Origin of the sequence: Variovorax sp. V93 (genome assembly GCF_041154485.1) — a bacterium.
GTDB classification, from domain to species: Bacteria; Pseudomonadota; Gammaproteobacteria; order Burkholderiales; family Burkholderiaceae_C; genus Variovorax; species Variovorax beijingensis_A.
The window spans coordinates 1744364-1767496 of record NZ_AP028669.1 but is presented as its reverse complement, the minus strand read 5'-3'; the positions used below and the strand labels follow the sequence as shown (position 1 = coordinate 1767496).

At 68.3% G+C, this 23133-nt stretch carries 20 protein-coding genes; 12 read left to right on the top strand and 8 right to left on the bottom strand.

Features of this window, described 5'->3' with window-relative positions; translation table 11 throughout:
- Positions 1–37 precede the first annotated feature (37 nt).
- A complete protein-coding gene (locus ACAM54_RS08325; protein ID WP_369650417.1) occupies positions 38–1330 on the bottom strand; it encodes an SUMF1/EgtB/PvdO family nonheme iron enzyme in 1293 nt (430 codons plus the stop codon).
- A gap of 198 nt (positions 1331–1528) precedes the next feature.
- Here ACAM54_RS08325 and ACAM54_RS08320 point away from each other — a divergent pair, with 198 nt between their 5' ends.
- Both ACAM54_RS08320 and ACAM54_RS08315 read left to right on the top strand, forming a co-directional pair.
- On the top strand, positions 1529–2125 hold the full coding sequence (locus tag ACAM54_RS08320) for a TRAP transporter small permease subunit (RefSeq protein ID WP_192325046.1): 597 nt from the start codon (positions 1529–1531) through the stop codon (positions 2123–2125).
- A 13-nt stretch (positions 2126–2138) separates the two neighbouring features.
- The gene (locus tag ACAM54_RS08315) at positions 2139–3932 is read left to right on the top strand and encodes a TRAP transporter large permease subunit (protein WP_192325044.1); all 1794 of its coding nucleotides are present in this window, start codon (positions 2139–2141) and stop codon (positions 3930–3932) included.
- A gap of 114 nt (positions 3933–4046) precedes the next feature.
- On the opposite strand, the gene ACAM54_RS08310 is transcribed toward ACAM54_RS08315, so the two are convergent.
- From ACAM54_RS08310 to ACAM54_RS08295, 4 genes are all read right to left on the bottom strand, one after another.
- Positions 4047–5129, bottom strand: coding sequence for a TRAP transporter substrate-binding protein (locus tag ACAM54_RS08310; RefSeq protein WP_192325042.1), 1083 nt, complete (start codon positions 5127–5129; stop codon positions 4047–4049).
- 111 nt (positions 5130–5240) lie between these two features.
- Positions 5241–7097 (bottom strand): 1-deoxy-D-xylulose-5-phosphate synthase, encoded by a 1857-nt coding sequence (gene dxs, locus ACAM54_RS08305; protein ID WP_369650956.1) that lies wholly within the window; start codon positions 7095–7097, stop codon positions 5241–5243.
- 38 nt (positions 7098–7135) lie between these two features.
- Complete coding sequence (locus tag ACAM54_RS08300; RefSeq protein ID WP_369650416.1) at positions 7136–8053, bottom strand: polyprenyl synthetase family protein; 918 nt, start codon at positions 8051–8053, stop codon at positions 7136–7138.
- The gene (locus tag ACAM54_RS08295; RefSeq protein WP_369650415.1) at positions 8050–8316 is read right to left on the bottom strand and encodes an exodeoxyribonuclease VII small subunit; all 267 of its coding nucleotides are present in this window, start codon (positions 8314–8316) and stop codon (positions 8050–8052) included. The genes ACAM54_RS08300 and ACAM54_RS08295 overlap by 4 nt, the downstream gene beginning before the upstream one ends.
- Before the next feature lie 213 nt (positions 8317–8529).
- On the opposite strand from ACAM54_RS08295, the gene ACAM54_RS08290 reads away from it, so the two are divergent.
- The 8 genes from ACAM54_RS08290 to ACAM54_RS08255 all read left to right on the top strand — a co-directional run bounded on the left by ACAM54_RS08290 (position 8530) and on the right by ACAM54_RS08255 (position 16770).
- Positions 8530–9672, top strand: coding sequence for an aromatic ring-hydroxylating dioxygenase subunit alpha (locus ACAM54_RS08290; protein ID WP_145741716.1), 1143 nt, complete (start codon positions 8530–8532; stop codon positions 9670–9672).
- A gap of 25 nt (positions 9673–9697) precedes the next feature.
- Positions 9698–10615: a DMT family transporter gene (locus ACAM54_RS08285; RefSeq protein WP_145742022.1), complete on the top strand. Its 918-nt coding sequence runs from the start codon at positions 9698–9700 to the stop codon at positions 10613–10615.
- A gap of 38 nt (positions 10616–10653) precedes the next feature.
- Positions 10654–11562, top strand: a complete 909-nt coding sequence (locus ACAM54_RS08280; protein WP_145741714.1) for a sulfurtransferase — start codon at positions 10654–10656, stop codon at positions 11560–11562.
- The gene (locus ACAM54_RS08275; protein ID WP_369650414.1) at positions 11559–12137 is read left to right on the top strand and encodes a DUF2796 domain-containing protein; all 579 of its coding nucleotides are present in this window, start codon (positions 11559–11561) and stop codon (positions 12135–12137) included. The genes ACAM54_RS08280 and ACAM54_RS08275 overlap by 4 nt, the downstream gene beginning before the upstream one ends.
- A 4-nt stretch (positions 12138–12141) precedes the next feature.
- A complete protein-coding gene (locus tag ACAM54_RS08270; RefSeq protein ID WP_369650413.1) occupies positions 12142–12891 on the top strand; it encodes an ABC transporter ATP-binding protein in 750 nt (249 codons plus the stop codon).
- Between the two features lies 1 nt (position 12892).
- Complete coding sequence (locus ACAM54_RS08265; RefSeq protein ID WP_192325036.1) at positions 12893–14155, top strand: ABC transporter permease; 1263 nt, start codon at positions 12893–12895, stop codon at positions 14153–14155.
- Between the two features lie 3 nt (positions 14156–14158).
- Positions 14159–14797: a DUF3299 domain-containing protein gene (locus tag ACAM54_RS08260; protein ID WP_369650412.1), complete on the top strand. Its 639-nt coding sequence runs from the start codon at positions 14159–14161 to the stop codon at positions 14795–14797.
- A gap of 155 nt (positions 14798–14952) precedes the next feature.
- A complete protein-coding gene (locus ACAM54_RS08255; RefSeq protein ID WP_369650411.1) occupies positions 14953–16770 on the top strand; it encodes a DUF3300 domain-containing protein in 1818 nt (605 codons plus the stop codon).
- A gap of 24 nt (positions 16771–16794) precedes the next feature.
- On the opposite strand, the gene ACAM54_RS08250 is transcribed toward ACAM54_RS08255, so the two are convergent.
- From ACAM54_RS08250 to ACAM54_RS08240, 3 genes are all read right to left on the bottom strand, one after another.
- Positions 16795–18066 carry a glutamate carboxypeptidase gene (locus ACAM54_RS08250; RefSeq protein WP_369650410.1) on the bottom strand — a complete coding sequence of 424 codons (1272 nt, stop codon included), beginning with the start codon at positions 18064–18066 and terminating at the stop codon, positions 16795–16797.
- A 114-nt stretch (positions 18067–18180) separates the two neighbouring features.
- Positions 18181–19383, bottom strand: coding sequence for an MFS transporter (locus ACAM54_RS08245; protein ID WP_369650409.1), 1203 nt, complete (start codon positions 19381–19383; stop codon positions 18181–18183).
- Positions 19384–19547: 164 nt separating this feature from the next.
- Complete coding sequence (locus ACAM54_RS08240) at positions 19548–20264, bottom strand: helix-turn-helix domain-containing protein (RefSeq protein WP_369650408.1); 717 nt, start codon at positions 20262–20264, stop codon at positions 19548–19550.
- 203 nt (positions 20265–20467) lie between these two features.
- On the opposite strand from ACAM54_RS08240, the gene ACAM54_RS08235 reads away from it, so the two are divergent.
- Both ACAM54_RS08235 and ACAM54_RS08230 read left to right on the top strand, forming a co-directional pair.
- Positions 20468–21628, top strand: a complete 1161-nt coding sequence (locus tag ACAM54_RS08235; protein WP_192325026.1) for an FAD-binding oxidoreductase — start codon at positions 20468–20470, stop codon at positions 21626–21628.
- A 33-nt stretch (positions 21629–21661) separates the two neighbouring features.
- Positions 21662–23113 carry a M81 family metallopeptidase gene (locus ACAM54_RS08230; protein WP_369650407.1) on the top strand — a complete coding sequence of 484 codons (1452 nt, stop codon included), beginning with the start codon at positions 21662–21664 and terminating at the stop codon, positions 23111–23113.
- Positions 23114–23133 lie beyond the last annotated feature (20 nt).

Genomic DNA, 23133 nt, shown 5'->3' with positions numbered 1-23133 from the left:
GAGGCGGCGACACGAAGTGCGCCGCTCCGGGGGTGAATCACAGACTACAGGTCCTGAAACCAAAAAATCCATCGTCGCGGCCCGGTAGTGCAAAGCTGCGGCGGCGCGGCGAACGCAGGCGCGAGCGGGTCGCGAACGAAGCGCCGCGCAGCACGCGCGCCTCGCCGAATGCGGGCACGGGATCGAACTCGCTGCCCGCGCTCCACGGATCGGCACGAAAGCCGGGCCAGGGCCGCAGCGTGCCCGCGGTCCACTCGTGCACGTCGGCCCAGCGGAATCCGCGCCGCGCCGCCGTGTGCGCCGCAATCTCCCATTCGACCTCGGTTGCGATGCGCCGGCCGGCCCAGCGCGCCCAGGCATCGGCCTCCCACCAGCTCAGGTGCACCGCGCTGTGGTGGCCGGCCGCACGCACGGTGGCACCAAAGCGGTGCTGCAGCACCGAACCGCCGGTGCCGTTGCGCGCGGCGCCGATCTGCTCGACATGGCGCGGCCCGCGGCGCCCTTCGATCTGCGAGGCCAGCCAGCGCCAGCCCTGCGGATGCCAGAGCTCCTCGCGGTCGTAGCCGCCTTCGTCGACGAATTCGATGTACTGGTTCCAGGTCACGGGCTGGGCGTCGATCTCGAACTCGGGCACGTCGACCCGGTGGGCGCCCTGCTCCTGCGCGAAGGCGAATCCGCAGCCCTCGGGCAGGCCGAGCTCCCATTGCGTTGCCGGCAGCAGCAGCGGCTCGCGCGTGACGCCCGCGGGCGTCGGCTCGATGCCCAGGGGCAGCCCCAGCGTCTGCGCCATCACGATGAACTGCTCGCCGCGCAGGTCTTCATGGAAGAGCGCGAGGCGGTAGAAGTACAGCCCCGGATCGGTCTCGGCCGCATGCTCGAGCAGTTCGAGCGTGCTCTCCAGCGTTTCGAGCAGGTAGGCCTTGGTCTGGGCCAGGTCCGGCAGGCCGGGCGACCAGCGCTGCGCGGGCGGTACCTGGGCCGGGTTCCACCAGTCGTCGGCGCCGGGCTCGATGGCGGCCAGCCGGGTCGGCCGCACCGGACAGTCGGCGCCGAAAGCCCGCTGGGTGTTGCGCCCGATCCACCATTCGGCAAACCAGCCGATGTGCCCGGCCAGCCAGACCGGCGGCACCACGCCCGCATCGCCCGTGCGTTCCACCGCGAGCGCGGGCGAGCCCAGCGCCTCTTCGTAGAGCGACAACAGGTGCAGCGTATGGTTGCGCGCATCGATCAGGGCCAGCGAGAGCAGCTCGCGGCCGGCGCGCTGCATGTCGGGCGAATCGATGGAGTGCGGCAAGCCCGCGGGCAACAGGGGCGGCGACGACGACGGCATGTTTCATTATCGCGAGCCGCCGCACCGTCGCGGCGCATTGCGCCCGTGCCTACGGGAATACACCGCCCGGCCCGGTCCGAAAACAGCTTCCGGCGCCGATAAAATCGCGCGTCCGCCGAAAGCCCCCGGACCGCCGCTCGCCGGCGTGACCCGGCCCGCTTCTGCATCCAAGCATCCATTTCCTCTCTGGAGAAGAGCATGAATTTCCTGCTCAGATTTTCGCGCGCGGTCGATTGGCTCAACGGCCAGATCGGCAAGTACGTGATCTGGCTCATCCTTGCGTCCACCGTGATCAGCGGCGTGAATGCCGTGGTCCGGAAGGTCTTCAATGTCAGTTCCAACGCCTATCTCGAAGTGCAGTGGTACCTGTTCGCCGCGTCCTTCCTGATCGCCGCGGGCTACACCCTCCTGAACCAGGAGCACGTGAAGATCGACGTGATCCTGAGCCGCCTCTCCAAACGCGGCCAGATCTGGGTCGACATCATCGGCTTCGCCTTCTTCCTCACGCCGGTCTGCCTGGCCATCCTCTGGTATGGCATTCCGTTCTTCCTGCAGGGCTACCGCTCGGGCGAAATGTCGAACAACGCGGGCGGGCTGATCCGCTGGCCGATCTACGCCATGATCCCGCTGGGCTTCACGCTGCTGATGCTCCAGGGCTGGTCCGAACTCATCAAGCGCATCGCCTTCCTGCAGGGCCGCATCGACGACCCCACGCAGAAGCGCGAAGAGAAGACCGCCGAAGAAGAACTGGCCGAGTCGATCCGCCGGCTCGCCGAATCCAACGCCAAAGGCTGAGCGGTAGCACCCCATGGAATTCATTACGCAAAACTTCGCCCCGATCATGTTCGCGGGGCTGATCGTCTTCCTGCTGTTCGGCTTTCCGGTGGCATTCAGCCTCGGTGCCTGCGGCCTGTTCTTCGGCTTCCTGGGCGTGGAGCTCGGCCTGCTGCCCGAGGCACTGCTGCAGGCGCTGCCGCTTCGGGTGTTCGGCATCATGCAGAACGACACGCTGCTGGCCATTCCGTTCTTCACGCTCATGGGGCTGATCCTCGAGCGAAGCGGCATGGCCGAAGACCTGCTCGACTCGATCGGCCAGCTCTTCGGGCCCGTGCGCGGCGGCCTGGCGCTGGCCGTGATCTTCGTGGGTGCGCTGCTCGCCGCAACCACCGGCGTGGTGGCGGCCTCGGTCATCTCGATGGGCCTGATCTCGCTGCCGATCATGCTGCGCTACGGCTACGACCGGCGGCTTGCCTCGGGGGTGATTGCGGCCTCGGGCACGCTGGCGCAGATCATTCCGCCCTCGCTGGTGCTGATCATCATGGCCGACCAGCTCGGCCGCAGCGTCGGCGACATGTACAAGGGCGCGTTCGTGCCCGGCTTCATGCTGACCGCCATGTACGCGGGCTACGTGATCCTCTTGGCCATCTTCAAGCCCAAGTGGGTGCCGGCCCTGCCGCTCGAGGCGCGCACCTTCCGCGAGCCGAGCGGCAGCAGCGGCCTGCCGTCGCTGCTGGTGCTGACCATCGTTGCCACCGCGGCGGCCGTGTTCTTTGCCGAGCACATCGCCGACGTCCATACCTGGTGGACCGGCGAGCCCGTGACCAGCGTGGCCACCGACGAAACCATCGTGGTGTCGATGTGCGTCGGCGTGATGCTGGCCTTCCTGATCGCAGTGGCCAACCGGCTGCTGCGGCTGCGGCTGCTGTCGCGCATTGCCGAGCGCGTGACCTTCGTGCTGATCCCGCCGCTGCTGCTGATCTTCCTGGTGCTGGGCACCATTTTCCTGGGCGTGGCAACGCCCACCGAAGGCGGCGCCATGGGTGCGCTCGGGGCCTTCATCATGGCCATGGTGCGCGGGCGCCTGAGCATGGCCCTGCTCAAGCAGGCGCTCAACACCACCACCAAGCTGTCCTGCTTCGTGGTGTTCATCCTGATCGGCTCGACCATCTTCAGCCTGGTGTTCCAGGGCGTGGACGGACCGCGCTGGGTGGAGCATCTGCTGACCGGCATGCCCGGCGGCCAGCTCGGCTTCCTGATCCTGGTGAACGTGCTGATCTTCTTCCTGGCGTTCTTCCTCGACTTCTTCGAACTCTCGTTCATCGTCGTGCCGCTGCTGGCTCCGGTGGCGCACAAGCTCGGCATCGACCTGATCTGGTTCGGCGTGCTGCTGGCCGTGAACATGCAGACCTCGTTCATGCACCCGCCCTTCGGCTTCGCACTTTTCTACCTGCGCAGCGTGGCGCCTACCAAGGCCTACAACGACAAGGTCACGAACGAACGGATCGAACCCGTCACCACCATGCAGATCTACTGGGGGGCGGTGCCCTTCGTGCTGATCCAGATCATCATGGTCGGCCTGATCATCGCGTTCCCGGCCATCGTCTCGAGCGGACTCGACAAGGAGGTCGCCGTCGACCTCGACAAGATCGGCGCCGAGATGCAGGCCAACATGCCCAAGGACGATTCGCAGCCCGCACCCGAGCCGCAGCCGGACGCCTCGGCACCGGCCGGCGGCGAAGCGCCCGCGGCGCCGTCGGCCGCGGAAGACGATCCGATGAAGGCCATGCAGGAACAGCTCGACCGGGACGCCGGCAAGAAATAGTCCGGCCGCCGCTGCCGCGGGCCCCGCGGGGCCCGCCCGCCCGGCCCTCTGTTCTCGCGACTCAAAAAAAAGCCCCGCGATGCGGGGCTTTTTGCTGGCCGGATGAACTCCGGATCAGAGCTTGAGCGTCGACATGAACGAGTCGAAGCGCGATTCCGCAAAACGGAACCAGAGCACCTGGTCGCGCTGGAAGCTGCGGAAGTCGGCGTAGATCTTCTTCCACTCGGGGCTCTTGGCGTCGTTCTCGGCATACACCTCGAGCGAAGCCTTGTAGGCGGCGTCCATCATGGCTTGGGAGAACGGCAGCACCTTGGTCTTGGCAGCCACCAGCTGCTTGAGCGCGATGGGGTTCAGCGCGTCGTACTTGGCGAGCATGTCCGACGACGCCACGGCCGCGGCGGCTTCCACGATGGCCTTGTTCTCGGCCGAGAGGCCGTCGAGCGCCTTCTGGTTGATGAAGAAGTCCACTTCCGGACCACCTTCCCACCAGCCGGGGTAGTAGTAGAACGGCGCCACCTTGTTGAAGCCGAGCTTCTGGTCGTCGTACGGTCCCACCCATTCGGCGGCATCGATGGTGCCCTTTTCGAGCGCCTGGTAGATCTCGCCGCCCGGCAGGCTTTGCGGCACGGCACCCAGCTTGGTCATCACGTCGCCGATGAGGCCGCCGCCCAGGCGCATCTTCATGCCCTTGAAATCCGCCACGGACTTGATCTCCTTGCGGAACCAGCCACCCATCTGGCAGCCCGTGTTGCCGCCCGCGAAGCTCACCATGTTGTACTTGGCGTAGAACTCGTTCATGAGCTTGCGGCCGTTGCCGTGCATCATCCAAGCGTTCATCTGGCGCGAGTTCAGGCCGAACGGAATGGCCGAGCCGAGCGCGAACGCGGGGTTCTTGCCGTAGAAGTAGTAGGGCACGGTGTGGCACATCTCGACCGAACCGTTCTGCACGCCGTCCACCACGCCGAAGGGAGGCATCAGCTCGCCACCCGCATGAACCGAGATTTCGAACTTGCCGCCCGACATGGCCTTGACCGCCTTGGCGAAGACTTCCGCGCCGCCATAGATGGTGTCGAGCGACTTGGGAAAGCTCGATGCCAGGCGCCAGCGGACGGCCGCCTGCGCATGAACTGCGGGCGCAATGCCGGCGGCCAGAACGCCGGCGATGCCGGCGTTTTTGATGAGGGAACGACGATCCATTGAATTCACTCCGAGTGCATTGGAAAAAACGAAACGCGGCTTGTGGCCGCGTCGACGACTTTTGTGAGTCTTTGTTATTGTAAAAAACGCTTACACGCGCCCGGCCGGGGTTTACCCTGCGACGCCCCCGAAGCGCTGCGCGATCGAGGCTCCAATGCCGGCGGCGTCGAGACCGATGGAGGCGAGCAATTTGCCCGGGTCGCCATGTTCGATGAACCGATCCGGCAGGCCCAGCTGCAGCACGGGCTTTTGCACGTTGGCGGCCTGCAGCGCCTCGAGCACCGCACTGCCCGCGCCGCCCATGACGGCCCCCTCTTCAAGCGTGACGATGGCCTCGTGCGTGCCCGCCACCTTCAGCAGCAGCTCGACGTCGAGCGGCTTGGCCCAGCGCATGTTGACCACCGTGGCGTCGAGCGATTCGGCCGCCGCGAGCGCCGGATACAGCAGGGTGCCGAAGGCGAGGATGGCGATGCGCTGGCCCTCGCGGCGCACTTCGCCCTTGCCGAAGGGCAGCGCGTCGAGCGCGAGGTGCGGCGCCACGCCGGCACCGGCACCGCGCGGATAGCGCACGGCCACCGGGTGGTTCTGCTCGTAGGCGCTCGACAGCAGTTGCCGGCACTCGCGCTCGTCGGCCGGGCAGGCAATGCTCATGTTGGGAATGCAGCGGAGGAACGGGATGTCGTAGGCGCCCGCGTGCGTGGCGCCGTCGGCGCCCACGAGGCCGGCGCGGTCGAGTGCGAACACCACCGGCAGGTTCTGGATCGCGACGTCGTGGATCAGCTGGTCATAGGCGCGCTGCAGGAAGGTCGAATAGATCGCCACCACCGGCTTCAGGCCCTCGCAGGCCAGGCCCGCCGCGAAGGTGACGGCATGCTGCTCGGCAATGCCGACGTCGTAGTAGCGGTCGGGAAAGCGCTGCTCGAACTCGACCAGCCCCGAGCCTTCGCGCATGGCCGGCGTGATACCCACCAGCCGGCCGTCGTGCGCCGCCATGTCGCACAGCCACTGGCCGAAGACCTGCGTGAAGGTCTGCTTGGCCACCGCCGTGGACTTGACCAGCCCCACCTGCGGATCGAACTTGCCGGGCCCGTGGTAGGCCACCGGGTCGGCCTCGGCCAGCTTGTAGCCCTGGCCCTTCTTGGTGACCACGTGCAGGAACTGCGGGCCGTCCAGGTGCTTGAGGTTCTCGAGCGTGGGCACCAGCGAATCGAGGTCGTGGCCGTCGATGGGGCCGACGTAGTTGAAGCCGAACTGCTCGAACAGCGTGGCCGGCACCACCATGCCCTTGGCATGCTGCTCGAAGCGCTTGGCCAGTTCGAACAGCGGCGGCGCGGCGCGCAGCACGCTCTTGCCGACGTTCTTGGCGGCGGCGTAGAAGTTGCCGCTCATGAGCTGCGCGAGGTAGCGGTTGAGCGCGCCCACGGGCGGGCTGATCGACATGTCGTTGTCGTTCAGGATCACCAGCAGCTTGCAGTCGCACACGCCGGCGTTGTTGAGCGCCTCGAAGGCCATGCCGGCCGTGAGCGCGCCGTCGCCGATGATGGCCACGGAATGGCGGTCCTCGCCCTTCTGCTTGGCCGCCATCGCCATGCCGAGCGCGGCCGAGATGCTGGTCGAGGAGTGCGCCGTGCCGAAGGTGTCGTATTCGCTCTCGCTGCGCTGCGGAAAGCCCGAGATGCCGCCGATCTGCCGCAGCGTGGGCATGCGCTCGCGCCGGCCCGTGAGGATCTTGTGCGGATAGGTCTGGTGGCCCACGTCCCACACCAGGCGGTCGTGCGGCGTGTTGAACACATGGTGCAGCGCGACCGTGAGCTCGACGGTGCCGAGGTTCGAGCTCAGGTGGCCGCCGGTGCGCGAGACGTTGTCGAGCACGCAGGCGCGCACCTCGGCCGCCAGCTGCTTGAGCTGGGCGCGGTCGTAGTGGCGGATCGGCGATGGATCGTGAAGCGTGGGAAGCAGCGCAGCCATGGGAACGTCGTGGGTCTTCTTGTCCATCTGTGAGTTGTTCATCGGTCGCGGTCGACGACCATGTGGGCCAGCGCGCGCAAGGCCGAAGTGTCGGCCAGGCCGCTGCGGTCCAGCGCCGCGAGCGACTCGGCCAGCAGCTGCCTTGCCTGCGCACGCGCACCGTCCAGGCCCCACAGCGAAACATAGGTGGGCTTGTCGGCGGCCGCATCCTTGCCGGCCGTCTTGCCGAGGGTCTGCGAATCGGCCGTGACATCGAGGATGTCGTCGACCACCTGGAACGCCAGGCCGATGGCGGCGCCATAGTCGCGCAGCGCGGCCAGCGCCGCGGGCGCCACGGCGCCGGCGCAGGCCGCGCCCATCTCGACGCTGCCCTGCAGCAGCGCGCCGGTCTTCAGGCGGTGCATTTCACGCAGCTGCGCTTCGTCCAGCGCCAGGCCCACGCTGGCCAGGTCGATGGCCTGCCCGCCTGCCATGCCCTGGCTGCCCGCGGCGCGCGCGAGCAGCCGGCACAGCGTGGCCTGGATCGATGCGGGAATCTCGTCGCCGTCGGGCGTGAGCAGTTCGAAGGCCAGGGCCTGCAGCGCGTCGCCGGCCAGCAGCGCGTCGGCCTCGCCGAACTTCACGTGCACGGTGGGCTTGCCACGCCTCAGCACATCGTTGTCCATGCTCGGCAGGTCGTCGTGCACCAGCGAGTAGGCGTGGATCAGCTCGGTGGCACAGGCTGCGCGCAGCGCCGCGGCCGCATTGCCGCCGACCGCTTCGCTCGCCGCCAGCACCAGCAGCGGCCGCAGCCGCTTGCCGCCGTCGAGCACCGCATAGCGCATGGCATCGCCGAGCAGCACCGGCGCATCGACGCCGACCCAGCGCGACAGCGCCGCCTCGACGCGCGCCAGGTGCGGGTCGCTCCAGCTGGCCAGGCGTGCGGCGTCCCAGTGAACCAGGTCCGCCGCGCTCATTCGGAAGTCCAGGGCTTGAGGCTGCCCGCGTCGAGCACCTTGATCTGGTCTTCGACCGCCTGGAGCTTTTCGCGGCAGAAGGCAAGCAGCGCAGCGCCGCGCTGGTAGCTGCCGAGCAGCTGGTCGAGCGGCAATTGGCCCGACTCGAGTTCTGCAACCAATTGTTCCAACTCCTGGAGCCCGGCTTCGTAGCTGGCCGGCAGCGGCCCCGTATCGGGCGTGGCGGCCGGGCTGGACGTGGCGGAAGAAGGGACCTTGGGCATGCGAGGGAGCGAGTGTGAAACCGCGCATTTTAGGACGGGGAAGCAAACGGGCGCCGGCATGCGGCAAGCCATGGGCACCGCACTGCCCCCTTGGGTACAATCCGGGGTTCCCATGCCGGCCAACCCGGCACAACTCTTCGGGCCGTCGCCCTCCAGACGGCGCCTTCCGTCTTTTCTTTTTTTCTCCCTGTGGGGAGCTTGGTCAGGTCCTCCATGTCTGATTTAAGTCTTCAACTGCAGCAGGCCACGAGCCAACTTCCAGTTTCCGCGTACTTCGACGAGTCGCTCTACGCGCGCGAAATGCAAACGCTGTTCGCGCAAGGTCCGCGCTATGTGGGCCACCGGCTGGCCGTGCCCGAGCCCGGCAACTTCCATACGCTGCCGCAGGAGCACCAGGGCCGCGCGCTGGTGCACACGCCCAAGGGCGTGGAACTCATCTCCAACGTGTGCCGCCACCGCCAGGCGCTCATTCTGCAGGGCCGCGGCCAGCTCGACAGCCAGGCCGGCGGCAACATCGTGTGCCCGCTGCACCGCTGGACCTATGCGGCAAGCGACGCGCGCACCACCGGCACGCTGATCGGCGCGCCGCACTTCCAGCAGGACCCCTGCCTCAACCTGCACAACTATCCGCTCACCGAGTGGAACGGCCTGCTGTTCGAGCGCGGCCCCGATGGCGCGGGGCGCGACGTGGCGGCCGACATGGCCGAACTCGGCCCGCGCGCCGACCTCGACTTCACGGGCTATGCGCTCGACCGCGTCGAACTGCACGAGTGCAACTACAACTGGAAGACCTTCATCGAGGTCTACCTGGAGGACTACCACGTCGGCCCGTTCCACCCGGGCCTGGGCAGCTTCGTCACCTGCGACGACCTGCGCTGGGAGTTCAACCGCAACTTCTCGGTGCAGACCGTGGGCGTGGCCAACCGGCTCGGCCGCGCGGGCAGCCCGATCTACCAGAAGTGGCAGGAGCAGCTGCTCAAGTACCGCGAAGGCAAGCCGCCCAAGTACGGCGCCATCTGGCTCACCTACTATCCGCACGTGATGATCGAGTGGTATCCGCATGTGCTCACCGTGTCGACGCTGCATCCGGTGAGCCCCACGAAGACGCTCAACATGGTGGAGTTCTTCTACCCCGAGGAAATCGTGGCCTTCGAGCGTGAATTCGTCGAGGCCCAGCAGGCCGCCTACATGGAGACCTGCGTGGAGGACGACGAGATCGCCGAGCGCATGGACGCCGGCCGGCGCGCGCTCATGCTGCGCGGCGACGACGAGAGCGGCCCCTACCAGAGTCCGATGGAAGACGGCATGCAGCAGTTCCACGAGTGGTACCGCAGCGCAATGCAGAACAACGCCTGAGCCGAACACAGTGCAAGCGCTCTGGATGGTGCTCGGCGCCTTTTTGTTCGCCACCATGAGCGTGGTCGTGAAGGTCGCCTCGGCCTGGTTCAACAGCGGCGAGATGGTGCTCGGGCGCGGCCTGATCGGCATCGTGTTCCTGTGGTTTCTCGCGCGCAACCGCGGCGTCTCCATGGCCACCCGCTACCCCGGCATGCACGCCTGGCGCAGCACCATCGGCGTGGTGTCGCTGGGTGCGTGGTTCTACGCCATTGCCCACATGCCGCTGGCCACGGCCGTCACGCTCAACTACATGAGCAGCGTGTGGATCGCGGCCTTCCTGGTCGGCGGCGCGCTGCTGGCCTGGGTGCCGGTGCCGGGGCGCGACGGCCGCATCGAGCGCCCGCCGCTGCAGGGCACGCTCGCGCTGACCGTGCTCGCGGGCTTCGTCGGCGTGGTGCTGATGCTCAAGCCCACGGTCAGCGGCAGCGACGGCTTCGCGGGAATGCTGGGCCTGCTGTCGGGCCTCACGGCCGCCTTCGCCTACATGCAGGTGGTGGCGCTGTCGCGCATCGGCGAGCCGGAGCTGCGCACGGTGTTCTATTTCGCGGTGGGTTCCGCGGTGGCAGGCGCCTTTGCCACGGCGGCCACGGGGTTTTCGGGCGGAGGCTCCTGGACGTGGCAGCATGCGCTGTGGCTGCTGCCGATCGGCCTGCTGGCGGCCCTCGGGCAGCTGTGCATGACGCGCGCCTACGCCACGGCCAAGACGCAGGCCGGCACGCTCGTGGTGGCCAACCTGCAGTACTCCGGCATCATCTTTGCGGCGTTGTACAGCGTGGTGCTGTTCGACGACCGCATCGACGCCGCCGGCTGGACCGGCATGGCGCTCATCATCGTGAGCGGCATCGCGGCCACCGTGCTGCGCCAGCGCGCAGTGCCCAAGGCGCCGGCCGAAGAACACTGATCTGCATCGACCCTCATCGACAACGAAGGAACCCCGCCATGTACACCACCCTCCTCAGCGTCGAACAACTCCAGCAGTTGCAGTCCGGCGACGCGCCCCACATGGTGTTTGACTGCAGCTTCGATCTCATGAAGCCCGAAGCCGGCGCGCAGCAATATGCCGCCGCCCACATTCCGGGCGCGGTGTATGCGAACCTCGACACCGACTTGAGCGCCAAGCACGGCGTGCCGGGCGCCCAGGGCGACGTGGTCATCGCGCAGGAAGACGGCGTGCCGGCCTCGGGCGGACGCCATCCGCTGCCCAGCCGCGAAAAATTCGCGGCCTGGCTGTCGAGCATCGGCTTTTCCAACGACATGCAGGCCGTGGTGTACGACCGCAACGGCGCCAACTACTGCGGCCGGCTCTGGTGGATGCTCAAGTGGATGGGCCACGACGCGGTGGCCGTGCTCGACGGCGGCCTGCAGGCCTGGCAGGCCGCGGGCGGCGAAGTCACGAACCGCGAAGAACCCGCGCACTTCCAGTCGAACTTTGTGATGGGCGAACCGCTGGTGGAACTGGTGACCACCGACGTCGTGGCGCGCCGGCTCGGCCAGCCTGACCAGAACCTGATCGACGCGCGTGCCGCTGCGCGTTATCGCGGAGAGGTGGAACCTCTGGACCCGATTGCGGGTCACATCCCCGGGGCTGTGAACCGGCCCTTCGCCGAGAACCTCGGCCCCGACGGCAAGTTCAAGCCGGCATCGCAACTGCGTGCCGAGTTCGAAGCGCTGCTCGCGGGACGCGACCCGGCGACGGTCGTCCACCATTGCGGCAGCGGCGTGAGCGCTGTGCCCAACCTGCTTGCGATGCAGATCGCGGGCCTTGGGACGACGGCGCTCTATGCCGGCAGCTGGAGCGAATGGAGCAACACGCCGGGGCTGCCGACCCGGCAAGGCGCAGAACCATGAGCAAGACCCGACTTCGACGCATTTCATCCGGCTTCGCTTTGGCCGCGGCATTGTTCGCAGCCCCCTTTCTTTCCGCCCAGGCGCAGCAGCAGCATGCGCACGTGCATGGGCAACTCAAGCTCGACGTGGCGGTCGACGGGCCCACGGTGGTGATCGACATGGAGTCCCCGCTCGACAACATCGTCGGCTTCGAGCGCGCGCCCAAGACCGATGCCGAGAAGAAGACCGCCGAAGACGCCATCGCCCAGCTGCGCGCAGCCGACAAGCTGTTTGCCATCGACCCGGCCGCCAACTGCAAGCTCGGCCCGGTCGAGCTACGCTCCAGCGCACTGGGCCTGGGCAACCCCGACCCCAGCGAGCCCGCGGGCCACGCCGACCTCGACGCCACCATTTCGTTCAACTGCACCCATGCGGCCGCGGCAAAGTTCATCGACGTGAATCTTTTCTCCGCCTTCAAGGGCACGCGCCAGATCGATGTGCAGATTGCGACTGCCCAAGGCCAGTCCAAGCGCCAGCTCAAGCGCCCGGCCGGTGCGCAAGCTACCCAGCCCGTTCGCCTGAACCTGGGCAAGTGACGCCGTGAGCACCGTCCCCCAGGGCGAGGCCGCGCCGCCGCTGCGCGTGGTGCTCGCCGCCGAAGGGCTGCGCTTCTCGTGGCCCGGCATGGCAAGGCCGTGCATCGACATCGAGGCCTTGCGCATCACCGCGGGCGAGGCGGTCTTCCTGCACGGGCCGAGCGGCTGCGGCAAGAGCACGCTGCTGTCGCTGCTGGCGGGCGTGCTGGTGGCGGACGAAGGCCGCGTCATGCTGCTGGGGCACGACTGGTCGCAGCTCTCGGGCGCCGCGCGCGACCGTTGCCGCGTCGCGCATGTCGGCTACATCTTCCAGCAGTTCAACCTGCTGCCGTATTTGAGCGTGCTCGACAACGTGCTGCTGCCCTGCCGCTTCTCGCAGCGGCGCGAATCCCAGGCCGCGCGCGGCGGCAGCGCGCGCGAAGAGGCCGAACACCTGCTCGAGCAGATGGGCCTCGACCACAACCTCTGGAAGCGGCAGGCAATGCAGCTCTCGGTGGGCCAGCAGCAGCGCGTGGCCGCGGCGCGCGCGCTCATCGGCCAGCCCGAGGTGGTGATTGCCGACGAACCCACCTCCGCGCTCGACGAAGACCGGCGCGAAGCCTTCCTCGACGTGCTGCTGACGGCCTGCGCAGTCAACAACAGCGCGCTCGTGTTCGTGAGCCACGACCAGCGCATTGCGCAGCGCTTTGCGCGGCACGTGCTGCTGCCCGAGATCAACCGCGCGGCGCCTGCCGCCATGGCGGCGGACGCGTGAGATGAAGGCGCTCTTTTCCATTGCCTGGCGCAGTGCCTGGAACCGGCGCTTCACGCTGGCGCTCACGGTCTTCTCGATCGCGCTGTCGACCTTCCTCCTGCTCGGCGTCGAGCGCATCCGCACCGAGCTGCGCGAGAACTTCGCCTCGTCCGTCTCGGGCACCGACCTGATCGTGGGTGCGCGCACCGGCGCCACGCAGTTGCTGCTGTACTCGGTGTTCCGCATCGGCGCGGCCACCAACAACATTTCATGGAAGAGCGTGCAGGCGCTGGCTGCGCACCCCGGCGTCGACTGGGTGGTGCCGCTTTCGCTGGGCGATTCGCACCGCGGCTTCGCGGTGCTCGCCACCTCGCCCGAATACTTCACGCGCTTTCGCTACGGCAACCGCCAGCCGCTCGCGCTGCGCGAGGGCAAGCCCTTCAGCGCGCTGTTCGATGCCGTGGTGGGCGCCGAAGTGGCCGACAAGCTCGGCTACCACGTCGGCCAGAGGATCACGCTCGCGCACGGCAGCGGCGAACTCAACGCGTCCGAGCATGCCGACAAGCCCTTCACCGTGGTGGGCGTGCTCGCGCGCACCGGCACGCCAGTCGACCGCACGGTGCACATCGGCCTCGAGGCGATGGAAGCCATCCACCTCGAATGGGTGGGCGGCGCGCCGATGCCGGGCGTGAAGATCCCGGCCGAGCAGGTGCGCAAGTTCGATCTCACGCCCAAGAACGTAACGGCCGCGCTCGTGGGCCTGAAGAACCGCTCCGCCGTGTTCGGCGTGCAGCGCTGGATTTCCACCTACACCGGCGAGCCGCTGATGGCCATCCTGCCGGGCGTGGCGCTCGACGAGCTGTGGAGCGTGATCGGCATCGGCGAGAACGCCCTGCTGCTGATGTCGGCACTGGTCGCGCTCGTGAGCCTTGCGGGCCTGGTCTCCGTGGTGATGGCGGGGCTCAACGAAAGGCGGCGTGAACTGGCCGTGCTGCGCGCCGTGGGCGCCGGCCTGCGCCATGTGCTGGCGCTGCTTGCGCTCGAAGGCGCCATGGTCACAGTGCTGGGCGTGGCCTTCGGCGTGCTGATGGCGGTGCTCGGCATCGCCCTGCTCGCGCCATGGCTGCAGGCGCAGTTCGGGCTGACATTGACCCTTTCGCCACCTACACTGAACGAATGGCTGCTGATGGCGAGCCTGCTGGTCGCGGGTTGGCTGGCGAGCCTCTTGCCCGGCATCCGGGCCTACCGGCTCTCTCTTGCCGACGGCCTCTCACCGAGGATTTGAACCATGCGCATCGCAAAGAAGAACCCCACGATCCAGGCTTTCACGCGGCTTTCGATGCTGCTGGCCGGCGCCGGCCTGGCCGCCGCCACATGGGCCGCCGAGCCGGCGCCCAAGGACACCACCGCATCGAACCCGCTCGGCGGAAAGGCCGCAGCTGCCGCAGCGGCCAAGGCCGCGCCGGGCCAGCCGCGCCAGATCACCTGGGAAGAACTCGTGCCCAAGGACTGGGACCCGGCCAAGGAATTCAAAGGCATGGACCTGAGCGCGCTCAACGACGGCGACCCGCGCGCCAACGAGCTGCTCATGAAAATGCAGGAAGTGTCGAACAACGCGCCGACCAACCCGGCCATGAACGGCGCGGACATCAAGATCCCGGGCTTCATCGTGCCGCTCGAGGAAGCCAAGGGCGAAGTCACCGAGTTCCTGCTCGTGCCTTACTTCGGCGCCTGCATCCATACGCCGCCGCCGCCGGCCAACCAGATCCTGCATGTGGTAACGCCCAAGGGCGCCAAGTTCCGCGCCATGGACACCGTGTGGGTCACCGGCAAGCTGCAGACCCTGCGCAATGATTCGATGATGGGCGTGAGCGGCTACCACGTGAACGCAACGAGCGTCAGCAAATACACGGGCGGGGCCAAGTAGGGTTTCTGGCGACTTGTGGTTCTGCGCCGACAGCACAGGCGGCGCAACACCGACACAGACCGTTGCATCGACGATGCACGCTGGCGTCGTCGCTACAGGTAGCGCGCCGTTGAAGAGTTTCGAAGGCGTGACTTCTGCGCCCACAGGAACTCCAGATGACAACATCACTGCGCCGCACACCGCTCGCGCGGCTCCTGACGATCTCGCTGTGCACCGGCGCGCTCGCCATCGCTGGCTGCAACAGGACCGACACGCCTTCGGTGCCGGCACCCGCGCCCTCGCCTCCAGCGGCTGCGGCGCCCGCACCAGCGCCGGCTGCCCCCGCACCCGCGGCCTACACGCCGCCCCCGGCCGAGCAGCTCTACCAGCTGGTCGCACCCGTCGCGCTGTACCCCGACAAGCTGGTGGCGCAGGTGCTGGCCGGCGCCACCTATCCCGAGCAGATCACTGCGGCGCACGGCTGGCTCGTGCAGAACGCGGCCTTGAAGGGCGGCGCGCTCGCCGACGCGGCCAACCAGCAGCCCTGGGACCCGAGCGTCAAGGCGCTCACCGCATTCCGCCCGGTGCTGGACCAGATGGCCGGCAACATCGCGTGGACCGAAGCGCTGGGGCAGGCCTACTACAACGATCCGGCCGACGTGATGAACGCGATCCAGGTCATGCGCCAGCGCGCATCGGCGGCGGGCCGGCTCAAGAACAACGACAAGCTGCGCGTGGCCAGCGCCGCCACACCGCGCAACTACGCACCGGCGCCTGACATGCAGCCCGTCTACGCGGGCCCCGCCGTGGTCGAGCCGCCGCCGCAGTTCATCACCATCGAGCCCGCACAGCCCGACGTGGTCTACGTACCGAGCTACGACCCGCAGCGCATCTACGGCGAACCCGTGCCCGTGTACCCCGGCTATGCGTACACCCCGCCCGTCGAGGTTGCGCCCGGCTACAGCCGCGGCCAGGTGGCGGCGGCAGGCGCGTTCACCTTCGGGCTCGGCGTGGTCGTGGGCGCCGCGCTCCAGCGGCACGACTGGGGCTGGCGCTCCTGGGATGTGAACTGGGGTGCGCCGCGCTACCGTGACCGCGATAGCGATCGCGACCGCGCGGTGCCGCCGGCCTATGCGCGGCCTGCCGTGATCTACAACAACAGCACCTACATCTCGCGTTCGACGACCGTGGTCAACAACGTGCGCAACGTCTACAACAACAACGCACCGCGCAGCCTGCCGCCAGGCGCTCCCGCGCCCAATTTCGCGGCCGCGCCGAGCCTGCCCCCGCCACAGAACGCCCAGTTCGCGCAGCAACAGCAACAACAACGGGAGCAGCAGGCACGGCAGCAGCAAGCCTTCATGCGCCAGCAGCAGGAACAGCAGCAAGCCGCGCAACAAGCCCAGCAGTTGCAGGCCCGCCAGCGCCAGCAGGAACAGCAAGAACGGCAGGCGCAACGACAGGCACGGCAACAGGCACAACAACAGGAGCGGCAGGCACGGCAGCAGGCACACAACGCGCCCCCGCAGGCGCCGCAGGCCTTGCTTCAACAACAGCAGCAGGACCAGGCACGGCGGCAGCAGGCGGCCCAGCAGCAACAGGCGCGCGCCGCCAGCCAGCAGGCTCAACAACAGCAGCAGGCCATGCAGGAGCGCCAGCAGCAAAGGCAGTCGGCACAGCAGGAGCAATCGCGGCGCCAGCAGGCACAGCAGCAGCAACAGATGCAGCGGCAGCAGGCGCAGCAACAGGCCCGCCAGCAGCAGCAAGAGCAGATGCACCGGCAGCAGGAACAGCAGGCGCAAGCCGCGCGCCAGCAACAACAACAGGCGATGCAGCAGCAGCGCCAACAGCAACAGGCCCAGCTCCACCAACAACAGCAGCAGCAACAGGCGGCCCAGCGCCAACAGCAGGCCCAGCAGCATGCGGCCGCAGCCGCAGCCGCCCATCGCCGGCCACCCGGCCGCCCCGGCGAACCTCCCAAGGATCAACCCTGAGAAGGAGCGCCGCGGCGCGCGCTGCTATTGCTTGCCGATTTCGGTCAGCAGCCGGGTGACGAGATAAAGGCGCGGCACGATCGAGTCGACCTCGATGTATTCGTCGCGCGCGTGATAGCCGAAGCCCGCCAGGCCGAAGCTCTCGAGCACGGTGGCCTTGCCGGAGCGGCCTGCATAGCCCGCATCGGTGCCGCCGCCGGTCATTGGCGTGAGCGCGAGCTCGCGATCGATCTCCTTGTAGATGGCCTGCGCCTTCTCGCCCAGCGCGCGGCCCTTCTCGCCCGCCACGAAAGCCGGACGGCCCACTTCCACCTTGAGCGTGGTCTCGGTATCGGGCACCAGCTTGCCGCTCGCGATCTTCGCCTGCAGCGCGGCTTCGAGCTTCTTCTCGGCGCCAGGCTGCGTGATGCGGATGTCGCCGAGCGCCTGCGCCTTTTCGGTGATCTGGTTGATCGGCCCGGTGGCGCGAGCCTCGGTCCAGTTGAGTGCGACGCCGGGAATGTCCTTTGCCACGTCGCGGGTCTGCAGCAGCTGGTACGACAGCTCGTACAGGGCGTTGCGGCCCAGCTCGGGTGCAGCACCTGCATGCGATGCGCGGCCCTTCACGTCGAGCGTGGCCTGCGCGATGCCGGCCGCGCCCAGCAGCAGCGATTCGCCCTTGGCCACCGACTTGGCCGCGGTGGGCTCGAAGGACAGCACCGTGTCGTGCTGATCGGCCATGGTTGCGATGAGTTCGCCGGAGCCGACCGAGCCCACCTCTTCGTCGGGGTTCATGAACACCGTGAGCGTGTCGTAGTCGCGCCAGCCCGCGTCGGCCAGGATCTTCAGCGAAGCCATCATCACCGCGAGCCCGCCCTTGTCGTCCGCGATGCCCGGTCCGTAGATGCGGTTGCCGTCGACCTTGTAGGGCTGGCTGTTCAGGATGCCGGCGGCGTACACCGTGTCCATGTGCCCCTGCAGCATGATCTTGCGCTTGCCGGTTCCCTTGAGGGTGCCGATGACGATGTCGGCGCCCGCACCGGATGTGGCCTTGCGCCGCTCGGTCTTGAAGCCGGCGGCCTTCAGGCGCGCTTCCACCACGTCGGCCATCTTGAGCAGGCCGTCGACGTTGAGGCTGCCCGACTCGATCAGCACCATTTCCTTGAGGTTGTCGATCACCGCGGGCTGCGCCTTTTCAGCGGCGGCGAGCAGCTTGGCATCGGGCGCGGCATGCGCGGCGGCGGCGGCACCGAACACGAGGCCGCAGGCCAGTGCAATGGAGCGCAGGGCGAAGAAAGGCGAGGAGCGCATGGTCATGAAGGTTCTCTTTGTTGGAGTGGATGGCGGGCGCCAGCATAGCGAGCCGAAGCGCGGCGCGCTGCAAATCGGCGACAGTGCCATGGCGGCCCCATGCGGTAGCGCTTCGCGCCGCTAGCCGCTGCTGCGGCCGAGCCGCAAGGAAGGCAGCAGGCACAGCGCGGCACAGGTCGCGCCGGCACCCACGAGGAAAGCTGCCGTGATCCCGAGCCACTGCGTCGCAATGCCGACCGCGGGTCCGGTCACCCCCATTGCGATGTCCGCAAACGCAATGAAGTTGCCCACCGCGCGGCCGCGCTGCTGCGGCGGCACCGACCGGGTCGCCAGCACGCCCATCGCCGGGAACACGAGCGAAAAGCCGAGCCCCGTCAGCGTGGCTCCGCACACGGCCATCGCGGGCGTGGCGGCGCACGAGACGAGCACCTGCCCCACGGCCTCGAAAATCAATGAGCCCACGGCCACGCGCGTCGCGCCGAAGCGGTCCGGCAGGCCCGAACCGGCCAGCCGCACGAAGACATAGGCGGCACCGAAGCCGAGCAGCGCCGTGCCGGCATGCGGCCAGCCGTGGGCCGCGTAGTCGAGCGTCAGGAAGGCCGCCATCGCGGCATAGGGCACGGTCGCCAGCGCGAGCACGAGACCGGGCCGCCAGATCAGTCCGAGCACCCGATGAAAGGGCACGCGCTGCCCGCCTGCCGCGGCCACCGCCGGAAGGCGCGCCGCGATGACCCAGGCCAGCATCGGTGCCAGCAGCGCGGCCACGCCCACACCCGTGAAGCCATGCGACGCCTGCACGGCCAGCCCGAGCGGCGCGCCGAGCCCGAGCGCGGCGTAGATGGCAATGCCCGTCCACGACATCACCTGCCCGGTGCGGGCGGCGCCCACGCGTGCAATGCCCCAGCTCATCAAGCCGGTGAGAAACAGGCTTTCGCCGACGCCCGCCACCAGCCGGCCCAGCAGCAGGACGGCAAGCTTCGCAGCGGGATCGATGGGCAGGGCGTTCGACAAGCCATAGGCCAGGCCCGAACAGGCGGCCAGCGGAAGGCCGAAAAGCACAGCGGCCCGCGGGCCGCGCTGGTCGCAGAGCGTGCCGGCCTGGTGGCGGGTCAGCAAAGTGGCGAGCGACTGAAGGCCGATGGCCCAGCCGACGGTGGCCGCGCCGAATCCCAGGCGGTCGCGCACCTGGAGCGCGAGCGCAGCCAGCGGAACGCTGATTGCAAGGAATCCGAGGAAGACCGCCAGCACCACCGGGGCGAGCCCCGTGAAAGCAGAACGGGTCTCGAGGGGGCGAACGGAAGCGGATGAGAAAAGTGATGTCATGCCAAGGCGCGTCTTTATGGATCGAGATATTCCCCGCTGGGATCCTCTCGACAAAGGACGCGTTGGATGACGGTAACGCTTACGGCAGCGCCGCGTGGGCGACTGCGGCCGCGACTATAGCGTTGGCACCGCGCCGCAGTCAACACCTTGCAAGAGCCGTCCTTTCAATCCTTCCGGCCGCGGCGGGTCTTCCTTGCCGCGGCCTTGCGCTTCGGCTCCGGCCCCGGCTCAGGCGCCTCGCGCGCCGACCTCATGTGCCCGCTCTCCGCGGTGGTCATGCCCACGATCTTGGCGAGCTGCCGGCTCACGCTCACATAGGCGTGGCCGATGCGGCTGTCGAAGTACAGCGAGTCGCCGCGCGCCAGGCGCACCACCTCGCCGTTGTCGAAGTGCACCTCGATCTCGCCCGACAGCACGTAGGCGAATTCCTCGCCGGAGTGCCGCACGAAGTCTTCCGGGCCGTGGATGCGGCGCGCATGCACGGTGCCCACGATGGGGCTCATCTGCTTGCCGGCCGCCGTGGTGCCGAGGAATTCATACGCGATCGACAGGCCCCGGTACACCACGCCCTTGCCGGCGCGCGTGACGACCGGCCCGTCGAGCTGCGCGGGCTTGACGCCGGCGCCCGCGAACATGGCGTTCATGTCCATCTCCAGCGCGCGGCCGAGCGCGGTGAAGTTCTCGTAGCCCAGCGCGAGCTGGCCGCGCTCGGCGCGCGAGATGGTGGTGATCGACACGCCCGAGCGCTCGGCCAGCTGCGCCAGCGTCCAGCCGAAGCGCTTGCGCGCGGCGCGCAGGCGATGGCCGAAGGTGGTGCGGTCCAGCGTGGGCGCCTCGTCCTTCGGCCTTGTCCCCGGCTTGGTCCCTGTGTGTGGATTCACGCTTGGCTTTCTCTTGTGGTGCAGCGCAATTCTGCCAGCCCGGTGCCGCGCCGTTCCTTGCGGCCCGGGCGGTGCAGGCCCGGAAGTTGCGTATACGCAAATTGCGTTGACGCAAATTTCACCGACCAGGTGCACCATGGTTTCCCCTTGGTGCCCTCTATTTTATTTGCGTATCCGCAAATTTCTACCTACACTTTTCGCCGATGACTGCAAATTCCAAAGCACCCACGGTGGCCGACTACCTTGTGATTGGCGGCGGCATTGCCGGGGCTTCGGTGGCCCACTGGCTCGCGCCGCACGCCCGCGTGATCCTGCTCGAACGCGAAGCCCAGCCGGGCTACCACTCCACCGGCCGCTCGGCCGCGCTCTTCATGGAAAGCTACGGCACGGCGCAGGTGCGCGCCCTCACCATGGCGAGCCGCGCCTTTCTCGAGCATCCGCCCGAAGGTTTTTCCGAACACCCGCTGCTCACGCCACGCGGCGCGATGATGGTCGCGAGCACCGAGCACCTGCCGGAGCTCGAAGCCCACTGGAACGTGCTGCGCGCCATGAACACCGGCGCCACGCGCCTGGGCAGCGAAGAGGCACTCGCGATGGTGCCGGCCCTACGGCCCGAGCAGGTCGCCGGCGCGGTCTACGAACCCGATGCCGCCGACATGGACGTGCACGCCATCCACCAGGGCTACCTGCGCGGCATGCGGCAGGCCGGCGGCAAGCTGGTGTGCGATGCCGGCGTGACGGCCATCGAGCGCATCGGCGAGCGCTGGCGCGTGACCGCTGGCGGCGCCGTGTACGAAGCGCCGGTGCTGCTCAATGCCGCGGGCGCCTGGGTCGACACCATCGCGCAGCTGGCTGGCGTGCAGCCCATCGGCATCGAGCCGCGCCGGCGCTCGGCTTTCATCTTCGCGCCGCCCGAAGGCAGCAGCGTCGCACACTGGCCCATGGTCTTCGGCGCCGACGAAGGCTGGTACATCAAGCCCGATGCCGGCATGCTGCTGGGCTCGCCGGCCAATGCGGACCCGGTCGAGCCGCAGGACGTGCAGCCCGAAGAACTGGACATCGCCTTCGCGATCCACCGCATCGAGGAAGCGACCACGCTCACCATCCGCCGGCCCACGCGCACCTGGGCCGGCCTGCGCTCCTTCGTGGCCGACGGCGACCTGGTGGGCGGCTTCGATCCCGACGCGCCGGGCTTCTTCTGGGTTGCGGCGCAGGGCGGCTATGGCATCCAGACCTCGGCGGCCATGGGCGAGGCCTGCGCCGCGCTGGCACGCGGGCTGCCGCTGCCCGAACGCATCGCGGGCTTCGGCCTCACGGCCGAGATGCTCGGGCCGCAGCGGCTGCGCACTGTCGCAGCCGGCTGACAAGAACACTCCCACCACCACAGAGACAAACCCATGCGTGTCTTCAGCGCCTCCCTCGCCACCGAAACCAACACCTTCGGCCCGATGCCGACCGGCCTCGCCTCCTTCAGGGACCGCGGCTACTTCCCGGCCGGCCAGCATCCGGACGCGATGACGCTGTTCTCGGGCCCGCTGTGGGCCGCGCGCATGCGCGGCGCCGACCGCGGCTGGGAGCTGTTCGAAGGCATGGTGGCCGGCGCGCAGCCCAGCGGCACCACCACGCGCCACGCCTACGAGACGCTGCGCGACGAACTGCTGGCCGACCTGCGCGCGGTGCTGCCGGTCGACATGGTGCTGCTCGGCCTGCACGGCGCCATGGTGGCCGACGGCTACGACGACTGCGAGGGCGATCTGCTCGCGCGCGTGCGGCAGATCGTCGGGCCCGGCGTGGTGATCGGCGCCGAACTCGATCCGCACAACCACCTGACGCCCCAGATGGTCGACAACGCCGACCTGATGATCTCGTTCAAGGAATACCCGCACACCGACGTGCTCGAACGCGGCCTGGAGCTGGTGGACATCTGCGCCGCAATGGTCGAAGGCAAGGTGAAGCCGGTGGCCGCGATGGTCGACTGCGACATGATCGTTACCGTTCACACCTCGCGCGAGCCGGCGCGCGGGTTCGTCGAGCGCATGCAGTCGCTCGAGGGCAAGGACGGCGTGCTGTCGATCTCGCTCACGCACGGCTTCTCATGGGGCGACGTGCCCGAGATGGGCACCAAGGTGCTGGTCTACACCGACGGCGACCAGGCCAAGGCCGATGCGCTCGCCCGCCAGCTCGCGGACGAAGTCATCGCCATGCGCGACGGGCTCACGATCGACTACCCGGGCATCGACGCCTCGCTCGACCAGGCGCTGGCCTTCGACGGTGGCCCGGTAGTGCTGTCCGACGGCGCCGACAACCCCGGCGGCGGCGCGGCCAGCGACTCCACCTTCATCCTGCGCCGCATGGTCGAGCGCGGCATCGCGAACGCGGCCATCGGTCCGATGTGGGACCCGATCGCGGTGCGCATCGCCTTCGATGCCGGCGTGGGCGCGAAGCTGGCCATGCGCATCGGCGGCAAGATCAGCCCGCTCTCGGGCGACCCGATCGACCTCGACTGCACCGTGAAGGCGCTCAAGCACGACCTGGTGATGACGGGCCTGGCGGGCACGCCCACGCTCATGGGCGACAGCGCGCTGGTCGAGGCCAACGGCATCGAGATCGTGCTGGTCACGCTGCGCAACCAGGCCATGGGCACCGACCTGTTCACGCAGCTCGGATGCGACCTGGCGGCCAGGAAGATCATCGTCGTGAAGTCGTCGCAGCACTTCTACGCTTCTTACTCGAAGGTTGCGAAGCACGTGATCTACGCCGGCGCTCCCGGCGCCGTGACGCTCGACCTGAACACCCTGCCCTACCGCAAGGCGCGCCTGCCCAAGTGGCCCATCGGCGCTGCCGCCTGACCTTTCTTTCGCCCCCCACC

What these genes read in the sequence shown, in the direction of transcription:
- ACAM54_RS08320 (WP_192325046.1), top strand. Translation starts at nt 1,529, where the DNA reads ATGAATTTCCTGCTCAGATTTTCGCGCGCGGTCGATTGGCTCAACGGC.
- ACAM54_RS08245 (WP_369650409.1), bottom strand. Translation starts at nt 19,383, where the DNA reads ATGACATCACTTTTCTCATCCGCTTCCGTTCGCCCCCTCGAGACCCGT.
- ACAM54_RS08290 (WP_145741716.1), top strand. Translation starts at nt 8,530, where the DNA reads ATGTCTGATTTAAGTCTTCAACTGCAGCAGGCCACGAGCCAACTTCCA.
- ACAM54_RS08300 (WP_369650416.1), bottom strand. Translation starts at nt 8,053, where the DNA reads ATGAGCGCGGCGGACCTGGTTCACTGGGACGCCGCACGCCTGGCCAGC.
- ACAM54_RS08235 (WP_192325026.1), top strand. Translation starts at nt 20,468, where the DNA reads ATGACTGCAAATTCCAAAGCACCCACGGTGGCCGACTACCTTGTGATT.
- ACAM54_RS08280 (WP_145741714.1), top strand. Translation starts at nt 10,654, where the DNA reads ATGTACACCACCCTCCTCAGCGTCGAACAACTCCAGCAGTTGCAGTCC.
- ACAM54_RS08250 (WP_369650410.1), bottom strand. Translation starts at nt 18,066, where the DNA reads ATGACCATGCGCTCCTCGCCTTTCTTCGCCCTGCGCTCCATTGCACTG.
- ACAM54_RS08255 (WP_369650411.1), top strand. Translation starts at nt 14,953, where the DNA reads ATGACAACATCACTGCGCCGCACACCGCTCGCGCGGCTCCTGACGATC.
- ACAM54_RS08285 (WP_145742022.1), top strand. Translation starts at nt 9,698, where the DNA reads ATGGTGCTCGGCGCCTTTTTGTTCGCCACCATGAGCGTGGTCGTGAAG.
- ACAM54_RS08275 (WP_369650414.1), top strand. Translation starts at nt 11,559, where the DNA reads ATGAGCAAGACCCGACTTCGACGCATTTCATCCGGCTTCGCTTTGGCC.
- ACAM54_RS08315 (WP_192325044.1), top strand. Translation starts at nt 2,139, where the DNA reads ATGGAATTCATTACGCAAAACTTCGCCCCGATCATGTTCGCGGGGCTG.
- ACAM54_RS08260 (WP_369650412.1), top strand. Translation starts at nt 14,159, where the DNA reads ATGCGCATCGCAAAGAAGAACCCCACGATCCAGGCTTTCACGCGGCTT.
- ACAM54_RS08310 (WP_192325042.1), bottom strand. Translation starts at nt 5,129, where the DNA reads ATGGATCGTCGTTCCCTCATCAAAAACGCCGGCATCGCCGGCGTTCTG.
- ACAM54_RS08230 (WP_369650407.1), top strand. Translation starts at nt 21,662, where the DNA reads ATGCGTGTCTTCAGCGCCTCCCTCGCCACCGAAACCAACACCTTCGGC.
- ACAM54_RS08265 (WP_192325036.1), top strand. Translation starts at nt 12,893, where the DNA reads ATGAAGGCGCTCTTTTCCATTGCCTGGCGCAGTGCCTGGAACCGGCGC.
- dxs (WP_369650956.1), bottom strand. Translation starts at nt 7,097, where the DNA reads ATGGCTGCGCTGCTTCCCACGCTTCACGATCCATCGCCGATCCGCCAC.
- ACAM54_RS08295 (WP_369650415.1), bottom strand. Translation starts at nt 8,316, where the DNA reads ATGCCCAAGGTCCCTTCTTCCGCCACGTCCAGCCCGGCCGCCACGCCC.
- ACAM54_RS08325 (WP_369650417.1), bottom strand. Translation starts at nt 1,330, where the DNA reads ATGCCGTCGTCGTCGCCGCCCCTGTTGCCCGCGGGCTTGCCGCACTCC.